Here is a 25,405-nt window from a genome sequence, read left to right as displayed (position 1 = left end):
GAAAAATCACATTTTACTATACTTGTTTCTATATTCTATGGGGGTCAATCCGGTTAATCGTTTAAAAACGGTTCTAAAAGCTTTCGTATCACTATACCCTACTTCATACATAACGTCGTTTACATTCATCCGGGTACTTTCAAAGTTTCTTTTTGCGGCTTCAACCTTTACTCTTTGCAGGTATTCAATTGCTGTATTTCCGGTAGCGTCTTTAAATCTTCTTTCAAAACCCCTGCGGCTCATCGCTCCCATTCCTGCCAACCGGTCTACAGTGATCTTTTCCTGATAATTATTCTCTATAAACTCCTGTATCATTAATATCCCTTCGTCCTTATGCTCTTTCTGCCCTTTAAAAATCATAAAAGCAGACTGGCTATCCCTGTCAATATCGATGGCAAAATATTTCGATGCTAAAATTGCCGTATTTCTATCAGTATATTTTTCCAGCAGGTACAGCAGCAAATTCCATAACGAATTTGCCCCCCCGCTCGAATATATACCGTTATCTTCCGTTATCACCCCTCCATCTGCAACTTCCACTAGGGGATACGTTTCTTTAAACTCGTTATAATACGCCCAGTGCGTAGAGCATTTCTTACCATCGAGCAAACCCGATGCCGCCAGCAAGAAGGACCCCACACACAGCGAAGCCACCTCGGCCCCTTTGGCATATTGCTCAACGATCCACGGAATGGCTTTCTTATTCAGCTCAACAGCTTCTTTCATATCACCAAAAAGCGCAGGAATAACAACGAGATCAGTATCAGAAACCTCATCGATCGTTTTATCGGGATGAACCGAAAAGACACCATCCAGAAGCTTTACTTCTCTTTTACAGCCAACCAACTGTACATCAAATAACGGGCGTTTCCCTGAGGCTTCCAAAAATTGATTAGCCGTGGTAAACATATATCTGGGGCCTGACACGGCAGACGGAACAGCAGTTTCAGGAGTTAAAATGCTAACTTTTTTCATTTATTTAATTTCTTTATTACACCAACAACCTGTCAATTAAACACCCCTGCCCAGATTAATGATCGTACTTATACAAAAAACCTAATCATCTCAGCAGTTTAACAACATTTAGAGTTTTCTAGCTAAATATACCTAAATCAGCTGACGGAAACAACCCATCAAACAGGCATTTACTCCCATTTTCATTTTATTGATTTCTCACCAATTTTTACTCCCCAAGTAAGATCTAAACCCGATAAAAACATCAGGGGGCGGAGCATTTAAATCTCGATTATCGAGTATATAACGACGGTCAGGATCATTAAAAACAAAATACCAAACGGTTCATGTTTTTTCAACACGGAGGTATTGAAAGAAAGAAGAGAAGCCCCGGAAAAACAATAAGGAGTAATGGAGATTCGGACGTTAAAAGACCTCGACGGCAAGACAGTACTGCAAATCGATTTGTTTTAGCTTATTTGCGAATCTTAATAGCCGAATTGTTCTTAAAACTTTTAATTACAAACGAACTTTGAATATTGGAGATAACCTCTAATTTTGAAAGCTTGTGCAATATAAAATACTGAAACTCGTCCATATCTTTTAACAATACCTTGATCAGAAAGTCATAATTTCCCGCCACATATGACACTTCCATCACTTCATCCAGCGTATTCATATAAGCCTCAAATTCCTGAAACTGGTCCTCTTTATGACGTACCAAAGTCACCTGACAATAGGCCACCAATGTTTTCCCCAAGAGGTCGGGGTCAATAACCGCCACATACTCTTTTATCAGGCCGCTGTTCTCCATTTTCTTGATGCGCTCATGAACAGGTGTTACCGACAGATTCACCAGTTCTGCCAACTGTTTTATGGATTGTTTAGCGTCCTTTTGCAAGGCCTCTAAAAGTCGGATATCTATAGCATCTAATGAGGTCATAGTATTTTTTTCTGGCGGAGGTTTAAAAAACAATCCCAAACAGGATTTTATTCTAAAATAAATTCAAATATAAGTTTATTTTCCCTATTTATTAATTATTAATAAAATATATTCACAGATAACTACCTTTGTATCAGAAAACAACAACTCATGAAAAACGGCAATATTCAAAAAATTTACGAAAGACTTCAAGAGCGTTCAGACAATGTGCTGGGATATCCATTGGCCAGAGATTTTTCATACAGTGAATTTGCTCCTTTCCTGGATATTTGCGTAAACAATGTAGGGGACCCTGAAAACCTTTCTACACTGGCAATAGACACCAAGGATATTGAAATGGAGTGCGTGAACTATTTTGCTGAAATGTTTTCAACCAATACCAAAGAAGTATGGGGATATGTAACCAATGGTGGAACAGAAGGGAACTTATACGGGCTTTATGTAGCCAGGGAAAGCTTCCCGAATGCGATGGTATATTACAGTGAAAGCACCCATTACAGTGTTAAAAAGAACCTCCACCTGCTAAACATCCCTAACATTGTTATCCGTAGTCAGGAAAATGGTGAGATGGATTATGAAGACCTGGAACAGACCATTATGCTTCGCCGTGACAAGCCTGCTATCTTTTTCTTGAATATTGGCACTACCATGACTGAAGCTATTGATAAAATAGACGAAATAAAAAGGATCATAAAAAAGTACGCCATAAAAGATTATTACATCCATTGCGATGCGGCTTTTTTAGGAACCGTAGCTCCTTTTCTGGATCCAAAACCAAAATTTGACTTTGCCGAGGGGGTAGACAGCATTTCTGTTTCGGGTCATAAGTTTATTGGAGGCCCGATTCCATGTGGTATTGTTTTAGTAAAAAGAAAGCACAGAGACCGCATTGCCAACTCAATTTCTTACGTAGGTACTATGGATACGACCATCACCGGTTCCAGAAACGGATTGACCCCGTTGTTCATCTGGTCATTCATTCAAAAACATGGTATCGACGGGTTAAGAGATCGCGTTGCATATGCACTGGAATTAGCTTTATACACTGAAACAGAATTAAAAAAGCTTGGAATAAAAGCATGGAGAAACCCGAATGCCCTTACTGTTGTGATGCCTAAGCTATCAGAAGCATTGAGAGTCAAACACCAGTTGGCTTCGGAGGAAACGATCTCTCATGTGATCTGCACCCCGGGAATCTCAAAACAGCAAATAGACCGTCTGTTAAACGATATTAAAAAAGAACAGGAAGCAAATAATCCGCTTCTTGTCGCATAGCACACATCTATGCAATACTTTTTCTCATTAAATATTTATTTAGGTTAGTTAGTTATCGAAGAGGCCGTATGAAAATAAATTTTCATACGGCCTCTTTAATGATCCTCAGGCTTGTTTAACAAACTGCACAGCTATAACCAATTTTACCTTATCGCTAACCACAACATTTCCTGCTTCAGTAACCGCACCCCAGCTCAATCCGAAGTCCTTGCGGTTTATCTGCCCTTCCATTTCAAACCCTGCTTTGGTCTGTCCGTAGGGATCTACTGCTATCCCATTGAAATCAACATTCAAATTTACTTCTTTGGTAATCCCCCTCATCGTTATGTTTCCGATCAAGGTTTCACCGTCAAATGATTTGGATACGAAACTTAATTCCGGATGGTTTTCAGCATCAAAAAAGTCAGCAGATTTTAAATGCGTATCCCTGTCTTTGTTCTTGGTGTTTATAGAATCTACTTTTGCGGAAAAGTTAAACACGGCATCCTTAAAGGTTTCATCCGATGCCGCTACAGTTCCTTCAAATTCATCAAACTGACCTGTAACGGTCGAGATCATCATATGTTTTACTTTAAATAACACTTCTGAATGAGCAGTATCTATTGCCCACAATGTTTTTACTACGCTTTCCATACCTGTAAATTTTTAGTTTTTATTGTTTCTCATAGAACGATAATGCAAATCTACAGGTCAACCAACTGTTACACATTGACCTATGGTAAGAAACATCTATATTCCGAATGAAACCTGAAACACCCGGCTTTAGTATAATTTAAACCTGGACAGAATCATAAAATGATCAGATGGAAATTTATCATTCTCTTTAGAAATCACTTCTGTACTCGTATTTTTTAAGCCTTTTCCCAAATAATACAATTGATCAATTCTAATACCATCTTCGAAAGTATGCCCGGGATGATCGTTAAAACTCGGATACAAACTCCGGTATGCATCCTTAAAACCAAATTCCAACAAGGTTTCAGAGGCCAGGCTTTCACCTCCGTCTGTATGGGGAACAGCATTAAAGTCACCACCGAACAACACCGGCACCTGGTCTGCATTATAAAAACGTTCTTTGTGGAAATCAAAAACATTTAAAAAAGAGTTCATTCCGTACCAGTTAGACATTACATTTATATACTGTGAATCGCTAATTCTAATCTTGGCAGAAACATTCATAAATGGACTTTCTTCCGGAACATCAACCTCTTCTATCGGATACCTGCTCAATACAGAGATATTACTACCCTGATTTAAATAATCCCAATCAATCGTCGTGGCATAATAAAATCCTAACTCGGCAGCAATAAAGTCGCCTGAGGAATATGTTTCTTGCATCATAACCACGTCTGCTTCCTTTTGCTTTAACATTTCTACAATCCTGTTTCTTGAGTCCCATCCGTCTTTTTCCAAAGTATTATGTTTTCCCCCGTGGTGGATATTCCATACTGCTGCGGTTATTGATTCCTTTGTACCTGACCGGTGCCCGATATTCGCATCCACATACTTATTAAAGTCTAAAGCGACCTCCTTTGATGAAAGAGCTTTCTGAGTAAACACAACCTCATCTATCTCAAAACAGGGCGGTTTAAACCCCACCTGATCTGAATACTTTTTGGCAACACGCTTATTGATCTTAATAACTCCTTTATCGAGAACATAGATTTCTCCTAAAGGAGCTACTTCCATAAAATCCTTAACCTGATAAATCGTATACGGGTTCTTCTTTAATTCTTTCTGTAAGGATAAAAGCCTCTCCATACGGCGCTTATCAATTCCTTTTAACCCCTTGTTCTCTGACAGTCCTTTTGGATCAACAACCAAGTCTATTAACTCATCCGCATATAGCTCCTTCCCATTATAAGAAACACTAAGACTATTAAACTCATCTACCAGGTTTTGCAATAATTCCTGCCCTTCTGAAATTTCATCTAACCACGAGCCTTTAAATGTCTTTCCTTTTAAATGCGATCCTATCATTACCGGGAATTCCCCTTCAAACGGAAACCCTTTGCTGTCCTTCAAATTATAAATCGCCCTATTTATCCCGTCATAATACAACCGGACTTCTCCCTTCAACGCACTATAAGTCATAACCAGAAAGTGCCATTCTCCATTATTCAACGGCATGAATTTACCATTATCGCGTTCATATGTAATTCTTCTTGATCCCGAACCAATATTCCACGCCCAAGTACCTCCGGACATATAAAACACCCACCCTGATCTCTTCTGGGCTTTTAAACCCGAGGTTTCATAAGGCTTCTGGCTTAACAGAACAGTTCTATGCGACGCATTCATTCCGGTACGGATCCAAAACGAAACTGTAAAATCACTTTTATAGTCAAAATTGATCTTATCACTTTCTGTTATCACAAATGGTTTACTTTGTGGTCTAATTTCCAATGCGCTTCCTTTTACCCCCTTTAAATACTTGTATTCATTTATCTTTTCAGTATCAAAATCTATTGTCACTTTTTCTTGAGCCAACCCCGCGCCGACCCCAAAGAAGGTCGTAAATCCAAAAAACATCAATAGTCCCTTTAACTTTCTTCGCCAATTGATTTCAAACAAAGGTATTTGTAACATAATTTCTTTCTTTTTATTTCTTTTTAAAGATAGCTATTTTGTCTGAAATAACACATCGATAAAAATCTAAATGCCAAAGGATTATATGTAACGAGTAATTAATTTGTACTTTCGGAAGATTTATATTCAATTAACAGTTATAATTTATGACTTCACTCATCAAAACAGGATTGCTTTCATACGGCACATCAGGAAAGATCTTTCATGCCCCTTTTATAGACAAGCATCCACATTTCGAGCTGGCAGCCGTCGTGGAACGCTCCGTGAAGAATGCAAATAACGACTACCCTGATATTAAAAGCTTTGACTCGGTAGAAAGCATCATCAATGATAATGATATTGAACTCATTATCGTTAATACTCCCAATGCTACCCATTTTGATTTTGCCATGCAGGCTTTAAAAAACGGGAAGCACGTACTACTGGAAAAAGCTTTTTGCTGTACGTCTTTGGAAGCAAGACAACTATTTAGTGAAGCCAGAAAACGGAAACTATATGTGCTTCCTTATCAAAACAGAAGGTATGATGGTGACTTTCTTTCTGTTAAGAAAGTAATTGACTCCGGAGTTCTTGGACAACTTGTTGAGATACACCTGCATTTCGACAGGTATCGCTATACCATCAGTCACAAAGCCAAGGAGAAACCGGGCCCAGGCAGCGGCATTCAATACGACCTTGGCCCGCATGTACTGGATGCTGCTTTAGCACTCTTTGGCATTCCCCGGCAATGGTCTAAAACGGTTGGCTATTTCAGACCAGGAACGGAAGTAGACGACTATGCTCATTTTCATTTATCGTATGCCGATGGTAAACAGGTTTTTGTAAGTACCAGTATGTTGGTTGCCGACCCACAACCGGGTTTTATCATTCATGGCACTAAAGGGTCATACATCAAGCAACGGGTTAATGTTCAGGAAGAGCAGTTGTTAAAGGGGATCTCTCTTTCCGACCCTGCATATGGACTTGAAACGAAGGACACTTCCGGAAAGTTGACCTTAGCAAATGAACAAGGCACTGTTATCAGAAAAGATGTCAAAGCTGAAAGAGGGAACTATCTGAAAGTTTTTGATGATGTATACAATACCATCAGGCATGATGATTCTTATCCTGTTACCGAAGACCAGATCATTAAACAGATCGAAATTATTGAAAGCTAATGAAAAATATTACCCTCATATCAGGGTTCGTTTTATCCTTTTTCAATTTTTTGAAACACCTGTGCAAATAACACAACCCCTGGTAAAACAAGCTATAAAGAAGGCTTTGCTTTAATAGTAACCTATTCGAGGGCAATTAATCAGCTGGCTTTGCCTACATTTTCCACTTTGGGAAAGCCAGCTGATTTTTTTATTTCTATTTTTTATAAGGAATTATCGAAAACGAATATTGATATTTCCCGGGTTTTATGGTATACGCATCGTGTACCTTTGCTCCCCAGGAGTTATCTCCTCCTACTCCCATTTGAAGATGATCTATATTCCATTGCACCTTATCTCCTATTTTAATATCGGCTCCGTGTTTTGTTGTAACGGGAACCAGGCCTGATGCCGATTCTGCTCCGTCTTCCCCTGCAATAAAATCGATCTCTTTCATGGCAAACGGCCATGCACTCGAATTTAACCAATTTGAAGTCGCAACAGCTTTTAAAGATATATCCGGAGATGATATTTCTATCCAACGTACATCGGTTTTATTCCCTGTTTCCTGCGGACGCATATACCTGTGAAAATCGTCCGTAATCTTTGAATCATAAATTCCCGCTTTAACTCCTGTCTTTCTATCCCAATAACTTTCTCCGGGACCATTACCATACCATTCCATATCGGTGAACGATTTTGGTAAGGTCATATACATACCTATTCTCGGAATATTCGGAAGGTCTTTTTTATTAGCTTCAAACGAATAATCCAGCTGTAATGCACCGGTTTTTTTCAAAGTATATACTATTTGTGTTTTGGCTTGATTCTCCGGCAACAAATAATTTACCGTAAAAGACACCCCGGCATTTACTTTTTCAGGTTGTTTTACAAGTTCTGCTTTTAAATTATAAGTTGCATCCTGCCATGTTTTAGCCCGGGTTTGCATTCCGTTACCCAGATCGTTATCGGTAGGAGCCCGCCAGAAACTTGGCCTTACAGGATGGTTTGTAATTACCGATCCGGTATAGTTCCATTGTACAATCTCGCCAGAAGTTTTATTAATCTTAAAAGATGTCTTTTTATTACTGATCGTTATAAATTCGTTATCCGAACTAATTTCCAATGCCTCTCCGGCTTCATCTGCCGATGGTTTTACTTTTCCTTTCTGAATCAAAAACTGATCCCATGCCACTTCATATCCTTTTGATATAAGCTCCGAATCGTCTTTTTGTAAAAGGCTTACCTCAAGAATATATTCTTTCCCTTTTTCCAGGCTTTTTGGGAATCCCTCCATAACCGTTTTTTCTTTTTGTCGGGGCAGGGTGCCAATCGAAATGTTTTCCCCTTTATGTTTAACCTCCCCATCAACGAGCAGTTTCCATACGACCTCTTTATCGGACAGGTTTGCAAAAAAGTTTTTGTTCTCTACCTGTATAACACCATCTCCCAAATAACTAAACTGTACCGGTTCGTATACTTTTTTCACTTCTGATAAATGAGGATGCGGGTTTCTGTACGGGCCTACCAATCCGTTATTCAAAAAGTTTCCGTCTGTAGGGAGATCGGGATGAAAATCGTGTCCGTAGGCAAAATACGGTTTTCCATTTTCGTCTTTATACTCCAGACTTTGATCTACCCAATCCCAGATATAGCCACCTTGAAGGTTCGGATATTTTTCTATAAGATTCCAATAATCCTGTAAATTCCCTACCGAATTCCCCATGGCATGGGCATATTCGATCATAATGGAAGGTTTGTTTGAATCCGACTCTCCATGCTCAATCAAATACTTAAACTTAGGATACATGGGGCAATAGATATCCGTATAATCTTCTTTGCCTGCCGGCTCGTATTGAACAATTCGGTTAGCATCGCGATCTTTAAGCCATTTATAGGTAGTTTTAAATATTTCCCCTTCCCCGGCTTCATTTCCTAATGACCACGAATAAATACTTACATGGTTCCTGTCCCTGTAATACATACGTTGTGTACGCGCCATATGTGCAGGCAACCAACTCATCTCATTGCCGATCTGCGTTTTCTCATCGATTGCCAACGGGTGACTTTCAATATTGGCTTCATCTACAATATAAAGTCCATACTTATCGCACAATTCCAACCAATACGGATCGTTAGGATAATGCGAACTCCTCACCGCATTAATATTATTTTGTTTCATTAACCTGATATCTTTCTCCATAGTTTCCTTTGAAACTACGTGTCCGGTAATCGGGTCTGTTTCATGCCGGTCTACTCCTTTAATATAAATTGGTTGTCCGTTTACCAATACCTGACTATTCTTGATTTCTACACGTTTAAATCCGGTATAGGTTTTTATATACTGATTATTCGCTTTTTCTGATTCGTCTTCGAGCGTAATATTCAGATCGTACAGGTTTGGTATTTCGGCCGACCATTGATTTACTTTTGATATGCTCTTTTCAATCTTAAATTCTTTTTTACCATTGGCCGGAATTATCAATTTTTCCGACACAGCAAACAATACACTGTCATTATCAGCCAATTGAACAGCTATATTTCGGGACACCTCTTCTGCTGTATTGTTTTGAATGGTAACGGTTATATTAAAAATTCCATCGGTATAACTATCATCCAGATTTGTTTTGGCGTAGTAATCTGCCACAAATACTTTAGGCTGGCTATAGATATAAACATCGCGCTCAATACCGCTCATTCGTAACATATCCTGGCTTTCCAGATAGCTGGCATCACTCCACCGGAACATCTGCATGGCAATAAGGTTTTTCCCTTCGTGTACATAAGGTGTAATGTTGAATTCGGCCGGTGTTTTGCTCCCTTGCGAATATCCTACATATTTTCCGTTTATGTAGAGGTACATAGCCGATTTGGCAGCCGCAAAATGCAGGATCACATCTTCTTTCAACAGTTCTGCACTTAACTCAATCTCATTTCTGTAGGTACCTACCGGATTATAATCGGTTGGAGCATCGGGCCATTTGGTTGTAAACGGATAACGTTCATCCAAATAAATAGGGTAATCATAACCTTCGGTTTCCCAATTGGCAGGAACTTTAATAGTATCCCAATCAGCATCGTTATAAGCTATATTCTGAAATGTAGTCGGCCGTTGTTTCGGGTCTTTCACAAAGTGGAATTTCCAATCGCCATTAAGACTTAGAAAACGTTTTGACTGTTCTTTATTATTCAATTCAGGAGATTCCAGTCCGAAGAATGTTGCCCTGGGTGGCAATTTATTTTCTTCAAAAATCTCGTGGTTATAGTAATAGGTTTGCTCCGGAACCTTTTCGAGATCCTGATGTTTGCAACTCAGCAAAGCCAAAGCTGCTGTTAAAGTAATATATATTTTTTTCATTTTGTTCTTTTAAAATTAAACACTTGTAAGAGATTGTATAAAAATCAACTACCAATAGTTCTCGATAGCTATGCTATGTACTTTCAATGAAAATATATTTTCTTTTCAGTAGTGCTCGAACTGACTAACTTTTCTACTTTTCAAGCAACCTCCGAATATTAATAAGCCCTCATAAAATCTTCTGCAAGAATCTTTTTCAGGTAGAAGATAAGTTCTTCGGCATTGTCTTTTGTAAATACAATCGGGGGTTTAATTTTTAATACATTATTATCAGGACCGTCGGTACTCATCAAAATGCCATGGTCTTTCATCCTGTTGATTGTATAATCGGCATGAGCAGCGAGTGGTCTCATTTCTTTATCTACAAATTCTATCCCTAAGAAAAGTCCCTGGCCTCTAACATCTCCAATAATAGGGAACTCTTCGGCTAACTCATTTAAAGTAGTCTTTAAATACGCTCCTATTTCGAGTGCATTTTGCTGTAATTTTTCATCTTTAACTACTCTTAATACGGCCGTTCCTATGGCACACGAAACAGGATTGCCGCCGAATGTGTTGAAATATTCCATCCCGTTGGCAAACTTATCGGCTACTTCCTGTGTACAAGCTACTGCTGCCAGCGGGTGACCATTACCTAATGGTTTTCCAATGGTTACAATATCGGGAACTACATCATACAGCTGAAAGCCCCAAAAGGTCTTACCTACACGTCCGCAGCCAACCTGAACCTCATCAGAAATACAGATTCCTCCGGCTTCCCTTATGTATGCATAGGCTTGTTTTAGAAACCCATCAGGCAATTCTATTTGTCCGCCACAACTAATAATCGGCTCCACAATAAGGCCTCCTACCTTTCTGCCTTTGTCATGCACCTGTTCAATACACTTCTTAACTTCATCGGCATACAATTTACCGGCATCTCTTCCTCTGTATTTCCCTCTGAAACTGTCCGGAAGCGGAAAAATATGGGTATGTTCGGGGGCTCCCTTTCCTCCTTTGCCATCGAATTTGTACGAACTGATATCTATACACATATTACTATTACCATGATACCCAACCTCCGAAGCTATGATATCTCTTTCTCCGGTTGCGGCTTTCATCATGCGTATCGCCAATTCGTTGGCCTCGCTTCCCGAATTCACAAAATGCAAAACATTCAATTCGGGAGGTAATGTTTCTATGAGTTCTTTTGCCAGTTGATTTATGTTTTCGTGCAGATACCTTGAATTGGTATTGATGAGTGACATTTGCTCCTGTCCTGCTTTTACCACCCTGGCGTGTTCGTGACCTACATGGGCAACATTATTTACCGTATCGAGGTATTTTTTGCCGTATTGATCTACAAGGTATTGCCCCGCACCCCGCACCATTTTTATAGGCACTTTATATTGAAGGCTCAGACTTTTCCCCAAATGTTCTTTTCTATAGGTGATGATTTCATTGTTAAGCATCTCCTTATGCCTGTTTAATCCCTGTGATGTAAACAACAATCCCGGATCGGGACAAATACTTTCCCATACCGGTAGTTCGCTATGGTAAGCTACTCCCGGGAAATCATTTTTATAGCTGAGCATGGAAAGTAGCAACTGAAAATGCAAATGTGGTACCCAGCCCCCATTTTCAGCTGAGGTACCCAACTCGCCAATTTTATCTCCTTTTTTAAGGACATCTCCAACGTTGAAATGTTGAACACTATCCTTGGACAAGTGTCCGTACAAGGAATAAAACTCAAAAGAAGGGGTTTTGTGTTTTAAAATTATGAGTCCGCCATAACCTTTTTCTCCTTCATCTAGAACAGCAGTAAACACTTCCCCTTCCATAAAGCAATGCACCGGAGTTTTAGCCGGTAGCCAAAAATCAACCCCCAGGTGAAAGGTTCTATGTTCTTTTCCTTTGTTTCCTATCCGTTCAAACAAAGAGCTTGTATAGAAAGGCCTTGGTTCTAAATATCCTCCGGCAATAAGTGTATTCGGATGTTGCTTTTGAAGTCTTTTAAGCTTGAATTCAAAAAGATCATGATCGTTAAAATCCTGTTCATGCCCTAGCCACTTGCTCGATACACTAAGATCTACTGGCGTTACTTTCCCGATACGTTGATCCGGGAAAAGGCCGGCCACAGAAAATGCTTGTTGCGCTGCCCAATCTTTAAAGTCAACTTCATTAGGATGGGCAATAAAACCGCAAGCATCCCTGAAACTAAAATGTGCATAATCTTCGCTAATAGCATACCATTTCCTTAACAATTCCCAGGCAGGTTTTTCACTGATCAGCAAGTATTCATTATCGGGTTCTTTTATTTTATTAATGGCCGATTTGGTAACTGATATCACCAATCGCATGGCGATGGCCACATACAGATACCTTAGTTCCTCCTCTTTTAACGGGAAGTTTTTGTGATATCCTTTCACTATTGGCAAAGCGGCTTCCAGTGGATTGTTATGATTCATAATCGCATACGCACATACAATGGCCAGATCGTTAATGGTTTGCGTATAAACCGCATCGCCATAATCTATACAGGAAACAACCACGGGGTTTTGCAGATCTTCCGATACAATTACATTATTATCGTTAGCATCGTTATGTACCACAGCTTTTCGAAGTTGTCTATATCCCGCCTGTGCTTCTTTGAATTGTTGCTGAAAGAAGGAAATAATATCCTTTTCTTCTTTATTGAAATACGACACATAATCGTACGTCCAATCGGCCTGCGCTATGTCCCATTCAAAACTGCGATGGGCTTTAGCATGATCGAAATGTAGAAGTGCTTTGGCAAGCGCTCCACATTGTTCGCCCAGATTAAAGCGCAGGGTATCTGTTTGAGGGTTTACGCTGCTCCACACCCTGCCGGAGATCCAGGTTAACAATCGCACCTTCCTTTTTTGTCCGGAATCATCGGTTATTTCTGAAATATCGTTCCCGCTTTTATCTTTTATTACTTTGGGAGCAATAAGATTTGCATGCGATACATAATTCAACAATTGTTGCTGAAAGTCCAAATATCCCGGATCTTCATCCGGACGTGATACTTTTAGAATATAACTTTCATTATCGGCATCAATTTTAAAATTAAAATCGATCTCTCCGGGCAAAGGCTTTGCATTTCCTTTTACTTCAAAAAGCTCGAAAGCTATATTTTCGGCTTGTTGTGGCGATATCTGTAATGTTTTATAATTCATTTCAAGAAACTAAAATGTATTGGTGTTATAGTAATAAAAACCTCTTCATAAACTTCGCTCTGTATTTTCAATTCAAAACACATTTCGATATGCTACGCTAGGTGCTCTCTATGAAATATATTTCATCTCAACCAATGCTCAACGTGACATTTTGAATTTTGACACTATGCATAATAACATGAACAAGTAAGCTAATTATCTTCGGTTAGCATCATCATAATATGAGCGGCACTCCAACTAAAGTTTTTAGCATTAAGCCCTTTTCCGGTAATCGGGTGATAGTTTTCCCGTATTGAAGTTCCCTTATCCAACAAACCTTCCGCTCCGTTTAAAATTTGAACTGTAGCACTGTCTGCTTCCTTATTATAACCATAATTGCGAAGTCCTTTAACACCAAAATAAGCCTGATCCAGCCAATTCGGCCCCCGCCAGTATCCATTCATAGGATCAAACTTCGGATGATCTTTAGCCATGGTCTGGAAAGGCACTTTGGTGAAAAACTTTTCCGTATTCATCATTTTATTTTTTATTGCTTCGGCCTGGGTTGGGGTTGCCACATTTGTCCACAAAGGAATCCAGCCTTCACTACCTGCTCCTTTCACAAAATGTTCACCGTCTAACGAAGTATCGTAAAACCAACCGTCTTCCTCACTATAAAATTGATGTTGAATCCTGTCTTTTAACTGTTGAGCATCATCTTCAAAGTCCTTCTTATCAGTTTCATTATGTAACACATTCGCTAATGCTGCCAAATACAATTTCTCTGCATACAGATAAGCATTCAGGTCTACACTTTCCTGATTAAGGGAATATGCGCCATCTGAGTTCTTTAAGATCTCAGCATCGTCAAACCTGATGGCATTATCCATACCGCTTTCCCATTTTGCAGCTATCAGAGAACCGTCGGTAGAACCGTACTCACAGAGCCCGTCCTTATCATGGTCGCGTTTGGCATACCACCACTCATGATACCTTTTCAATTTAGAGTACATTTCTTTTACGAAAGCAGTATCACCGGATTTTCCGAACACTTCAGCAACTGCCCAACTTGCCAATGGTGGTTTGGTATCCCTGTAGTTATGAGCTTCTATAGTGGTATCCCTATAGATGCAGTCTACTATAAATCCGTCTTCCTGCTGAAAATCGAACATCGCACGGATCTGATCTTTTGCCAGATCTTCATTATACAATACCAATCCCACCGCGTGTTTCCACGAATCCCACGACCAAAAACCATGAAACCATTTATAATGATAGCTCGGAAAAAGCCCCTGGTGTTTCAACTCACCGGCCGGAACCCTCCAATTGTTCTGTAACGTCAGCAATGCTTTTGCCAGTACATTGGTGTACTCTTGTTTTTTAAAACCTGTCCTTTGCTTATCGATCAGGCTTTCCAGTTGTCCTTCTTTTTCTATCTTTCGCTTTAGAAGTACACTTTCAAAATCGGCTTCATCAATCAGTTCCTCTTCTTCTTTCCATGAATATTCGGGAAAAATAAATGACTGTGCCATTATTACTTCTTTCGTTTCTTTGGGCTGTAAAACAAAAGGAGTTTGTTTAATAGAAAATGTGTTTCCTGTTGTCTTTATCTCATTGTTCTTATTCAATAGTTTTAAATGCCCTGTTGCTTCGGATCTGTCGGACACCAATTTAATTCCGCCTTTTTCCTTAAGCACATTAATATCCAGACTGTCAAAAACATTACCCGTTATCTCTATCCCTAATGCTATACTTTGATTTGAAAGATTGGTGATTTTTGTACGTTGCAGGGCCGTATGCGCAGACATATACACCAATTGTTGTTCTACTCTCAGCCTTTTGTTTTCAAAGGTCTGCTCCAAATGGCTGTGATAGCTACTCTGGTCTATCAGATCCTCTTGCCAGTCTACCAATGTATCGCTCTCTCCGTTTACCAGGGTAAGTTCGGATAATGATCTTCCGGCCCACACCCCGTTCTGTTGTGTTAACAGGAAAGGGCCCGAAAAACCGTTACCATTTCCCCGCCCATCGGGCAATCCGTAAGCAAACCACGCTCCCTGATCTGAGAACATAAGGGCATTCCTGTCTTTTTTATTCACGGGCACTCCCTTATAGTTAAGCACATTAGCAGTATTATAAAGGTAGTTCAATTTAGGCTTTGTCGTTTCCTTCTGCTTATTTGGGTGTTGTTTACATCCTATGGCAAAAAGCAAAACGCACACCAAAGCAAGTACTTTGTTTCTATACATGATAAAATATTATTTCTATTGTTTTAAATAGAATCTAAAAGAGAAGTAAAACTTCCTGATATAAAATCATTATGAAGTAACAACAAAGAAAAATTGTTGTCTTATTGGACGGGACCATTACGCAAAAAGAAAACGAAATTTTCAGTTTAATTAAATAATTACGCAAAAAAAAATATATTTGCCAATAACCCATCCCGAGTTTTAAGAATTTAATAGTAACCAATCTTTTTCCTTTGAGTCAACGATTCATTTTAACCGAAATAAAGAAAAAGAATCAGAAGGTTTTTAAGAAACTATTCAGTGATCTCTATGAAGAATTGGTTGTTTATGCCAACGGATACCTCTTTGATAAAAACTCAAGTGAAGATATTGTTCAGGAAGCATTCATTTATTTATGGGAGCAGGCAGAAAATCTGCATATAAGGGATTCTATTAAATCGTATATGTATGTTATGATCCGCAACAGATGCCTCAACTATCTGAAATCGATCAAAGTTCGGGACTCCTTACACATTCTCGACCTAAATACCGTTATAATAGGCAACCATGATCTGGATGCATTCTCACAGCACGACAGACAAATCATCCAGGTTCAGCTTCAGAAGGTAATCACAGAATTGCCTTTTAAAATGCAGGAGATCGTTCGTTTGCGTTTTATAAGTAATTATAAATACAGTGAAATTGCGGATGAACTTGGGATATCTGTCAATACGGTAAAAACACAATTAAAAAGAGCCAAGACCAAGATTTCAGCTTCCATTACACCTCTTTTGATCCTCCTGTTACAAAGCTTTCACTAACAGCCACATATCAGTTTTTTTACATTTTTTTTGTTTTTTTATCAATTTTTGTCACCCTTTTTTATCATTGTGTTGTCATAAGGACAAATAGTATACAAAAAAGACATTCATGGAGTTTAAACTCATCATAAAAAAAATTCATAATGAGCTTACTGCTGAAGAGCAGGTTGAATTTGACAGATGGTATGCCGAATCTGAGAAACATAGATCATACTTTAAAAATGTTTCTGAAAATTACAGAAAGCCCCCCGGTAAGATCGATGTAGAGAAAGCCTACCATAAAATAATCCCAAGACTTACCGGAAGAAAAACACTTTTGCGCTATACCGCCGTTGCTGCAGCGGCTGTTATAGCCGCTATAATAGCGATTCCTTTCTTTGTTCAAAAAGAAAACATAGAAACATCGGTTCCTGTTACCAAAACTGAAAGCCAGATAAAAATAGGCACGGACAAAGCCGTTCTCACGCTTGATGACGGTACCCGTGTTGCTTTGGAAAAAGGCTCGAGTTATAAAAGCAATAATGCATCGAGCAACGGTAGTGAACTTGTTTATGACCCCGCAGGCACTCCTGAACCTGTAATTACATATAATACATTAACAATTCCCAGAGGAGGACAGTTTTTTATAACGCTTGCCGACGGAACCAAAGTCTGGCTTAATTCGGAAACAGAACTCAAATATCCGGTAAACTTTATCAAAGGGAAACCCAGAAAAGTCGAATTGGTTTATGGAGAAGCATACTTCGATGTATCTCCCGGCTCTCAACATAACGGCTCAACATTTTTAGTTACATCCCAAAATCAAAACATTGAAGTTCTCGGAACAGAATTCAACGTCAGAGCCTACAAAAGTGATTCCTATATAGCCACCACGCTGGTAGAAGGAAAGGTAACTGTCGGACATCAGGATCTAATAAAAGAACTAACTCCCGGAAATCAGTCAAAACTTAACCTGGCCACACACACTATTCAAATTTCCCCTGTAGACATCCAGGATGAAATTTCATGGAAAGAAGGACTGTTTAGTTTTAAAAACAAGACTTTAGAAGAAATCATGTTACAGCTGTCGAGGTGGTATAATGTAGCTATTGAAATTGAAAACACTGAAGCAGGAAGAACCAAATTTAATGGTGTTTTCAACAAAAACCAACACCTGGAAAATATTCTTTTAATCATAGAAAACACGAATGAAGCAAAATTTGAAAAAATAGAAAACAAAATCATTATGAAGTAACCATAGAAAAGGGAATGGAGTTTAGACCTGGACAATTTAAATCTCCATCCCCGTGAGATTAATCAATTAAATAAGTATTTAACTAACTAACGCGTAAATTTATGAAATCTAAATTTAACGAATTCCTTATGCGATATGGGGAAAACATTTTAATGAACATGATGAGAGCATTTATTTTCTTATGTTGTTTAACGACTTTTGCTTTTAGTACTAAAGCAGGTTTTTCTCAGAATTCAAAGATCATTATCAAAGCCGATTCGAAACTTACCGTCGAAGAGGTCTTTGACCTTATTAAGAATCAGACTGAACATACTTTTATTTACAGGTCTGATCTGTTTAAGAATGCACCTAAAGTAACGGTTAAAAAGGGAACGATTAAAACACAAACTCTTCTGGAAAAGAGTTTGTCTTACGGAAATTTTAATTATTCCTTTACCTCGAACGGAGCTATCCTTTTAGAAAAAAAGTCCTTTACGAGTGCTATTAGGCCTCAACTCATTATTTCCGGTCAGGTAACCGATAATACAGGAGCCCCTTTACCCGGAGCGACGGTATCCGTTAAAGGGAATGAATCTGTAGGAACGCAAACTGATTTTGACGGTAAATACTCGCTACAAGTTCCTGATAACAATACGATCCTCATATTCCGGTTCTTGGGTTTTAAAACGCAAGAAGTGGCCATCGGCTCTTCAACCGTTATTGATATCTCTCTTGAAGAAGACGCACAAAGCCTGGATGAAATTGTTGTGGTGGGTTATGGAACTCAAAAGAAAAGCGATGTAACAGGAGCTATCAGCACTGTAAAAAGTGAAGATCTGACCCAGGTGGTAACCACCAGTCCGACGGATGCATTGCAAGGAAGGGTTTCCGGAGTTAACGTAACTTCATCGGGAAGTCCGGGTTCTACCGCAGATGTTACTATCAGGGGGTTTGGTTCTTTTGGGAATAATCAACCCTTGTACATAGTCGATGGGGTTCAGGCAGATCCTTATTATATAGACCCTAATAATATTGCCTCCATGGAAGTTCTGAAAGACGCTGCTTCAGGGGCCATTTACGGAACCAAAGCAGCCAATGGCGTTATTATTATCACTACTAAAAAAGGAAAATCCGGAAAACCGAGAATCGAGATCAATTCTTCATACAGTATCAATAGTCCGAGTGAAAAGATGAAGCTTCTGGATGCGGAGGGTTATGTAAGTGTACACCGGCAAATGTATGAAAATGCCGGGGCTGCATTGCCACAATATATCACCAATCCTCCTGCAGTAAATACCGACTGGATAGATGCTACGCACAGAGACGGCGCCTTGCACGTTTTCAATGCCAGGATAAGCGGGGCTTCCGACAATATCAACTATAGCATTGGCGGAAATTATGCTGATGAGAACGGACTTTTAATAGGGTCCGAATTCACAAAAAAAGGGCTTACAGCTAATATCGGGGTAACCAAAGGAAAATTAAAGATAAACACCAACCTGAACTATAGTGAAACGTACAGGGAAAATTATAAATTCTCTTTACGTGAAACATACCAGATATCCCCCCTGATCCCTGTCTATGACGAAAACAAGCAATCGGGATATGGATACAGAGACGGAGATATTCCCGATCACAGAAACCCGATAGCTGAAGATTTTTACTTAAACAGCTACGCCAAATCCAAATACTTTTTAGGAAATATCGGATTGAGCTATGAAATTATAGAAGGATTAACCGCAAAAGCCAATTTATCTGTTTCGAATACGAACACTTATGGTTTTAATTTTAACAGACCTTTCAGAGCCAGGGATGTACAGGAAGAAGGCCGGGAATTTGCTTTCATCTCTGAACAGAATAGTGAGTCGAGAAGAATTAACCAGGAGTTCTTTCTGACTTATGACTTTACCGTAAAAGATCATTCTGTTGGTCTATTGGCCGGGTACCAGCGAATTAGAGAACCGTACAGAACTACCTATGCCCAGGCGGAAGGCTATAAAATAGAAAAAGATGAAGATGGTAACGAGATGAAAGTGCCTGCCGATATATTGGATCCTTCTTTTAATACATTAAATGCATTTTCCGACGGAACGTATTCTGCTTCCGGAACCAATGCAGAATATAGATTAGCCTCACAATTCGGACGTGTTAATTATGCATTGAAAGATCGTTATTTGGTGCAAGCCAGTATCCGTAGGGACGGTAGTTCCAAATTCGGTAAAAAGAACCAATACGGCTACTTCCCTTCTTTTGCATTAGGGTGGAAAATAAGCGAGGAAAACTTTATGAAAAACCAGGATATCTTCGATTTCTTAAAGGCGCGCTATAGCTGGGGACAGTCAGGTAATGATTCAGCCCTGGGGTATTATGATTTTGTTGCATTGATTGCATCCGGTAAGAGTCAGGACGACGGAGGTTATGTGTTCGGAAACCCGCAAACCTCTCATCAGGGAAGTATTGCAAGAGAACTGCAAAATGATTATTTAAAATGGGAAACCAATACCTCTGCCAACATTGGTATAGATTTCAGAAGTTTGGGAGATAAACTGCAGGGAGCCATCAATTACTACAAAAGCGCTACAGAAAGTTTATTGATTACAAAAGTAATACAGCCATCTGCCGGTATCTTAAGTCCGGTAGTTAATGTCGGAGAATTTGAAAACAGTGGCCTGGAATTCGAACTCGGATACGACAATAAAGAACATGCCTTTAAGTATGGTGCTTATGCTACCTTTACTACTATTAATAGTGAAGTGACAAAACTAAGCGACCAAAATCAGGTGCTGTACGGTGTAGGTCTTAAATTCGGATCTGACCATTTTGTTAACCAGACCAAAGTAGGGCACGAGCCCGGAGCTTTCTTTTTACCTGTGGCTGATGGCATTTTCCAGAATCAGGCGGAAATTGATGCCCATAACCTGAACGGAACTCCGATCCAGCCGGATGCGCAACCGGGCGATATTCGTTTTATCGACCAGAATAACGATGGTACTATTGACGATAGCGATGCTGTTTACCAGGGAACTGCCATTCCTAAATTCGAATACAGCTTAAACCTGAACGCCGGTTATAAGAACTTCGATTTCAATATATTCTTTCAGGGAGTCGGAGGAAACAAAGTCTACAACGGAAACAGTTTTGAAATGCTGGGAATGGATAGCGGCCGTAACTTCAGAAGTGAAACCTTAAATGCATGGACCCCATCTAACACCGATACCAGTATTCCAAGAGCTGTTTTAGGAGACCCGAATGGTAACAACAGGGCTTCTACCAGATTTTTACATGATGGTGACTACCTAAGGATCAAAACCATTCAGTTGGGATATTCAATACCTCAAAAGGTTCTAAATGCTATTATGGTTGATAAAGCCAGGCTCTATGTAACCGGACAAAACCTTTTTACATTTAGTAATTACGATGGTTTGGATCCGGAAGTCGGAGGAAACATTTTATCGAGAGGTATCGACAGAAGTTTATATCCAAGAAGCAAATCGTTCATTTTGGGTGTTCAATTACAATTTTAAATTCTGAAATATTATGAAATCTATATATAAGTTCTATTTATTAACAATTGTATTGCTGGGTATGATTTCCTGCGATGACAAAGAGTTTTTGAATCAATCCCCTCCGGACAGTTTAACCTCTGATGTGTACTGGAGAGATGTGAATGATGCCGAGGCCGGTTTGGTTGCCGCATATTCCGAATTGGAATCGAGAAGTAATTTCTGGGACGGATGGCAGGAAGGGCGCCCTGTTGTTGAGTATTTCAGGTCTGATTATGCTTTACCGGGGCCGGATGCCAGTAATTATGCACACTGGATGTCTATATTCAATTTTACTTATGACAATGCCCATACCTTTCTTAATGTATTGTGGTCTACCAATTATAAGGGCCTGAATTTTGCAAATCAGGTGATTACTAATGTAAGCGGGATGACATCAGGACAAATCTCCGATGCAGATAAAAAACGTATTGTCGGGGAAGCTACTTTTTTAAGGGGATATTATCACTTCAAATTACTTTCTCTGTACGAACAAATTGTATTAAGGGATGCCATGGTAACTCTTGATAACATCGATAAGCCCCTGGCAACAAGACAGGAAGTATGGGAATTAATTTTAAACGATTTCAGTACTGCAGCAAATATGTTACCTGAAACCCTTGCATCGGAAGATCTGGGAAGAGCGACCAAAGGCGCTGCTTTAGCATACCTTGGTAAAGCTTACTTATACAAGGCAGGAGACCCAACCTCATCAACAGCCGACGATTTTTCGAATGCAGCCGCCGCTTTTAAGCAAATTGTAGATGCCGGAACCTATCAGCTGGAACCGGACTTCTTAAGCATTTTCAACGGAGAAAATGAAAACAATCAGGAGTCTGTTTTTGAACTTCAATTCAAAAGTGGTGACGCGACTTCATGGAATGCCACCAGGCTACATGCCTTTATCGGTGATTGGTGTATCGGAGGCTGGGGAGGCCTGGAAGCTTCTTATGCTTTGGTTAACGAAATGAAAAAAGAAGGGCAAATTGCCAATAACGGTTTATACGACAACAGGTTATATGGCACCTTGTATTTTAAAGACCCTTATTACAACAATACAGATACCAATGAGATGCAAGGATACACATGGGATGTGCTGGTGGCCGATACTTATGGATCTGCAGACGCCAAGGATAACGCTGCCTATTTCAGGAAATGGCTCCCTAATTATGTCTGGAACAACAGTTATATCGGCCTTAATGTTGTATTAATGCGCTATGCTGATGTTTTATTGATGTATGCCGAGTCGCTGAACGAAACGGGAAATACTGCCGAGGCCGTTAATATCATCAATAACATCAGGGATATTCATGGAAATATGCCTGCTGTCTCTGCTACTACACAAGCAGAAGTCCGCACCCAAATCATGCATGAACGCACCATGGAACTCACCCTGGAATCTACCAGATTCTTTGATCTGCGAAGATGGGGAAAACTGGACGAAGCAATGCAGGCGGCCGGAAGAACAGGATTCAGTGCTGATAAACATTCGTATTTCCCGGTTCCTTTAACAGAAATTCAGGCAAATCCGGAAGTTAATTAGTATTGACCTTTTTAATAGTTAGCTAAGTTGACAAATACACCCGGAATATTTCGGGTGTTTTGTTTAAATTCGCCTTGTTATAAAAACAACACAAACACTATAAAAATGTTACAAAACAAGCTAGACCGGATTTTCAAGGCCCTTTTTGACCCCTATTTAGACAGCGTTCCAGATGTGTCTAAAATAAACAAAGCAATGATTGAAAAAGGAGTTATTGCTTCTGAAAACGATATTGTAAATGACCATATTGCTTTCAGAACTTTAGGTGTTCCAAACCTGGGGATCGCGTCCTTTGAAAAAATATTCCTTCATTACGGATACGAGAAACGCGATTACTATTTTTTTGAAGAAAAAAAGCTAAACGCCCATTGGTATGCCCCTCCAAAAGAACATTATCCGAGAATCTTCATTAGCGAACTAAGGGTCGGAGACCTGTCAAAAACAACACAGGATGTTATCAGTTCATATACCGATCCCATTATTAATGATCCGTTAGACAAAATCGATTTGGATGATCCGAAAGCTGTTGGCGATTTCTTCTATAAACCTCTCTGGAAATTACCAAGCATAGAAGATTATAAAGCTTTGGGCAATGAAAGCGAATATGCTGCCTGGGTTATTTACAACAGATATTATTTAAACCATTACACCCTCAGTGTTCACGAGTTTCCTGAAGAATATAACACTATTGAAAAGTTTAATGCTTTCCTGGAAAATATCGGCATCACCCTTAATACGGCCGGGGGAAAAATAAAAATAAGTAACGACGGCCTTCTAAAACAGAGTAGTTCTGTGGCAGAAGTTATCGAGGCCACATTTGCTAACGGTCAGAAAATGAAAATCTCAGGCAGTTATGTAGAATTTGCCGAACGCCTGGTTTTACCGGAATATCAACATTTGGATCCTCTGGATGTCAGACGCAAACACAGAAGAGATGGTTTCGAATCGGCCAATGCCGATAAAATTTTCGAAAGCACCTACAATGAACAAACCAAAATTTAGAAAATGAACAACAACATATTAACAAATTTAAATATACATCAACCATATTACAGTTTCAGTACCGGTGTTACAGAGCAAATCAGCAACGGGAAAACCATTCAGATTTCTTCTCCAACGGACGGGAGCCTTATCGGTACTGTTAACCTTGCTGAAGCATCAGATTATCAAACTGTCGTTACCAAGGCCAAAGAGGCTTTCCCTGTATGGCGATCGCTAACAGCACCTCAACGTGGTGAAATTGTACGCCAGTACGGAGAAGAGCTTCGAAAAGAAAAAGAAAACCTGGGTAAACTGGTAAGTTATGAAATGGGAAAAAGTTTACAGGAGGGCTATGGAGAGGTTCAGGAAATGATTGATATCTGCGATTTTGCCGTAGGGCTCTCGCGCCAACTCTACGGCTTGCAAATACATTCAGAACGCCCTAACCACAGAATGTTCGAGCAATGGCATCCGCTGGGTATCGTTGGTATTATATCTGCCTTTAATTTTCCCGTAGCTGTTTGGAGCTGGAATACAGCACTTGCCTGGATCTGTGGAAATGTCTGCATCTGGAAACCTTCTGAAAAAACTCCTTTCTCGGCAATTGCTTGTCAGGAAATTTTTAAGAGAGTTCTAGAACGTAATGATTTACCCGAAGGGGTTTCCAGTGTAATTATAGGTGATCGTTCTATTGGTAAATTAATGGCCTCCGATACCAATATCAGTTTAGTTTCTGCAACAGGATCTACCCGAATGGGAAAAAATGTAGCGGAAACCGTAGCCGGACGATTAGGAAAAACTATCCTGGAATTGGGGGGAAACAATGCCATCGTAATAACAGAACATGCCGATCTTACTCAGGCTATTCCTGCCATTGTTTTCGGAGCAGTCGGCACCGCCGGTCAACGCTGTACCAGTACAAGGCGACTTCTTATTCATGAAAGCCAATACAATACCTTAAGAGATAAACTGGTTGATGCTTACCGGCAAATCCGCATCGGGAATCCTCTTGATGAAAATAATCACGTAGGTCCGCTTATTGATACCGATGCTGTTAGAAACTATCAAAACACTATACAGATTGCCCGGGAACAGGGGGGAAAAATATGCACAGGTGGGAATGTACTGGAAGGGGACATGTATCGATCCGGATGCTATGTAGAGCCTGCCATTATTGAAGCCTCAAGAGATATGGAAATTGTAAAGCACGAGACCTTTGCACCGATTCTCTATTTAATGAAGTATCGAACGCTTGAGGAAGCAATCAGTATACAAAATGAAGTTCCTCAAGGGCTGTCATCGGCTATTTTCACATTAAATATCAGAGAAGCCGAAACTTTCTTATCCGCAAAAGGATCAGACTGTGGTATTGCCAATGTAAATATCGGGACTTCCGGAGCAGAAATCGGAGGAGCCTTTGGAGGTGAAAAAGAAACCGGTGGTGGCAGAGAAAGTGGTTCTGATGCCTGGAAAGCTTATATGAGAAGACAGACCTGTACGGTGAACTACGGTACTGAATTACCGCTAGCCCAAGGCATAAAGTTTAATTTATAATTCTTACCTGAAGAATACCCCCGAAGCTTCGGGGGTATTCTTCTGCCTATAACTGCTATGAGTTCTCGATAGCCAGACTATGTACCTGAACTGTCATCGAAAAACAATTA

15 protein-coding genes are annotated in these 25,405 nt (G+C 39.7%); 8 read left to right on the top strand and 7 right to left on the bottom strand.

The genetic code is table 11. The annotated features are described in order from the left end of the window. Positions 1-6: 6 nt before the first annotated feature. Together MQE36_RS05575 and MQE36_RS05570 are read right to left on the bottom strand one after the other, a co-directional pair. Complete coding sequence (locus MQE36_RS05575; protein WP_242938187.1) at positions 7-975, bottom strand: GlxA family transcriptional regulator; 969 nt, start codon at positions 973-975, stop codon at positions 7-9. Positions 976-1,429: 454 nt separating this feature from the next. Beyond that, positions 1,430-1,897, bottom strand: coding sequence for an Lrp/AsnC family transcriptional regulator (locus MQE36_RS05570; protein ID WP_242938186.1), 468 nt, complete (start codon positions 1,895-1,897; stop codon positions 1,430-1,432). Between the two features lie 150 nt (positions 1,898-2,047). Here MQE36_RS05570 and MQE36_RS05565 point away from each other — a divergent pair, with 150 nt between their 5' ends. Then, positions 2,048-3,172 (top strand): histidine decarboxylase, encoded by a 1,125-nt coding sequence (locus MQE36_RS05565; RefSeq protein WP_242938185.1) that lies wholly within the window; start codon positions 2,048-2,050, stop codon positions 3,170-3,172. A 105-nt stretch (positions 3,173-3,277) separates the two neighbouring features. On the opposite strand, the gene MQE36_RS05560 is transcribed toward MQE36_RS05565, so the two are convergent. Then, the gene (locus tag MQE36_RS05560; protein WP_242938184.1) at positions 3,278-3,805 is read right to left on the bottom strand and encodes a YceI family protein; all 528 of its coding nucleotides are present in this window, start codon (positions 3,803-3,805) and stop codon (positions 3,278-3,280) included. A 129-nt stretch (positions 3,806-3,934) separates the two neighbouring features. Next, a complete protein-coding gene (locus MQE36_RS05555) occupies positions 3,935-5,761 on the bottom strand; it encodes an endonuclease/exonuclease/phosphatase family protein (protein ID WP_242938183.1) in 1,827 nt (608 codons plus the stop codon). A gap of 146 nt (positions 5,762-5,907) precedes the next feature. On the opposite strand from MQE36_RS05555, the gene MQE36_RS05550 reads away from it, so the two are divergent. Next, on the top strand, positions 5,908-6,918 hold the full coding sequence (locus tag MQE36_RS05550) for a Gfo/Idh/MocA family protein (RefSeq protein ID WP_242938182.1): 1,011 nt from the start codon (positions 5,908-5,910) through the stop codon (positions 6,916-6,918). 196 nt (positions 6,919-7,114) lie between these two features. On the opposite strand, the gene lacZ is transcribed toward MQE36_RS05550, so the two are convergent. From lacZ to MQE36_RS05535, 3 genes are all read right to left on the bottom strand, one after another. Further along, a complete protein-coding gene (gene lacZ, locus MQE36_RS05545) occupies positions 7,115-10,255 on the bottom strand; it encodes a beta-galactosidase, LacZ type (RefSeq protein ID WP_242938181.1) in 3,141 nt (1,046 codons plus the stop codon). A 158-nt stretch (positions 10,256-10,413) separates the two neighbouring features. Then, complete coding sequence (locus MQE36_RS05540; RefSeq protein WP_242938180.1) at positions 10,414-13,434, bottom strand: aminotransferase class III-fold pyridoxal phosphate-dependent enzyme; 3,021 nt, start codon at positions 13,432-13,434, stop codon at positions 10,414-10,416. A gap of 191 nt (positions 13,435-13,625) precedes the next feature. Further along, positions 13,626-15,662 (bottom strand): MGH1-like glycoside hydrolase domain-containing protein, encoded by a 2,037-nt coding sequence (locus MQE36_RS05535; RefSeq protein WP_242938179.1) that lies wholly within the window; start codon positions 15,660-15,662, stop codon positions 13,626-13,628. A gap of 233 nt (positions 15,663-15,895) precedes the next feature. Between MQE36_RS05535 and MQE36_RS05530 the strand changes: the two genes are divergently transcribed. The 6 genes from MQE36_RS05530 (at position 15,896) to amaB (ending at position 25,295) form a co-directional block, all read left to right on the top strand. Further along, positions 15,896-16,462 carry an RNA polymerase sigma-70 factor gene (locus tag MQE36_RS05530; protein WP_242938178.1) on the top strand — a complete coding sequence of 189 codons (567 nt, stop codon included), beginning with the start codon at positions 15,896-15,898 and terminating at the stop codon, positions 16,460-16,462. A 109-nt stretch (positions 16,463-16,571) separates the two neighbouring features. Continuing rightward, entirely contained in the window at positions 16,572-17,696 is a 1,125-nt protein-coding gene (locus MQE36_RS05525; protein ID WP_242938177.1) for a FecR family protein, read from the top strand. A 101-nt stretch (positions 17,697-17,797) separates the two neighbouring features. Continuing rightward, on the top strand, positions 17,798-21,199 hold the full coding sequence (locus tag MQE36_RS05520) for a SusC/RagA family TonB-linked outer membrane protein (protein ID WP_242938176.1): 3,402 nt from the start codon (positions 17,798-17,800) through the stop codon (positions 21,197-21,199). 13 nt (positions 21,200-21,212) lie between these two features. Further along, the gene (locus tag MQE36_RS05515) at positions 21,213-22,760 is read left to right on the top strand and encodes a RagB/SusD family nutrient uptake outer membrane protein (RefSeq protein ID WP_242938175.1); all 1,548 of its coding nucleotides are present in this window, start codon (positions 21,213-21,215) and stop codon (positions 22,758-22,760) included. 105 nt (positions 22,761-22,865) lie between these two features. Beyond that, the gene (locus MQE36_RS05510; RefSeq protein WP_242938174.1) at positions 22,866-23,762 is read left to right on the top strand and encodes a DUF1338 domain-containing protein; all 897 of its coding nucleotides are present in this window, start codon (positions 22,866-22,868) and stop codon (positions 23,760-23,762) included. A gap of 3 nt (positions 23,763-23,765) precedes the next feature. Continuing rightward, positions 23,766-25,295 (top strand): L-piperidine-6-carboxylate dehydrogenase, encoded by a 1,530-nt coding sequence (amaB, locus tag MQE36_RS05505; RefSeq protein ID WP_242938173.1) that lies wholly within the window; start codon positions 23,766-23,768, stop codon positions 25,293-25,295. The last annotated feature ends 110 nt before the right edge of the window (positions 25,296-25,405 follow it).

Source organism: Zhouia spongiae (assembly GCF_022760175.1).
GTDB classification, from domain to species: domain Bacteria; phylum Bacteroidota; class Bacteroidia; order Flavobacteriales; family Flavobacteriaceae; genus Zhouia; species Zhouia spongiae.
Note: the sequence above shows the minus strand (reverse complement) of the source record. Positions and strands in the feature narration are given on the sequence as shown.